A 695-nucleotide genomic window follows, 5' to 3' on the forward strand; every position below is an offset into this window, starting at 1 on the left:
CCGAAGGTGCCGCCGGGCGATTGCGCCACGTTGAGCGTGCCGTCGAGCACGAGGCCGTTGTTGACCTTGACCAGGTCATTGAGCGGACCGCCCGCCGTGCCGGCCTGGCCCAGTTCGTAGTTCAGCAACGAACCGCTGCCGAGCAACAGCGTGCCGATGTTCAGCGTGCCGAGGTTGCTGCCCGGTGCCAGCGCCGCGCCATCGGCGATGGTGACCTGGCCCGCGATGCGGCCACCGCCGCTGAGCGTGGCGCCACTCTTGACGAGCACTGGGCCCGCGCCCGTGGCGCTGCCGGTGGCGTTGTTCACGCGCAGCATGCCCGCATTGACCTCGGTCGCGCCGCTGTAGGTGCTGGCGCCCGTCAGTTCCAGCACGCCCGCACCGCTCTTGGACAGGGTGCCGTTGCCATCGATGCTGCCTGCGTAGCTCAGGTCGCCCGTTCGATCGAAGACCAGGTCGCCGTCGTTGGTGATGTTCCCCGCGATGCTGCCGGTGGTGCCACCCGCGCCGATCTGCAGGCTGTTGCCGACCACGACGGTGGTGGTACCCGTGAAGGTGTTGTCGCCGGTCAGGGTCAGCTTGCGCGCGCCCTTGTGCAGGAGGCTGCCGGAGCCGCTGATGTTGCCAGCGAAGGTGGTGTCGGCGCTGCGGTTGAACACCAGCGCGGCGTTGTTGGCGATGTGGCCGAGGATGCT

The 695-nt window shown here is 68.8% G+C and carries 1 protein-coding gene; it reads right to left on the minus strand.

All coding sequences use genetic code 11. The features are described 5' to 3' along the window. Positions 1 to 695: autotransporter-associated beta strand repeat-containing protein (locus tag AC07Q9_RS31565; RefSeq protein ID WP_495312961.1), on the minus strand; the 695-nt coding region annotated here is incomplete at both ends.

The organism is Variovorax sp. GW821-FHT09A10, from assembly GCF_059418385.1.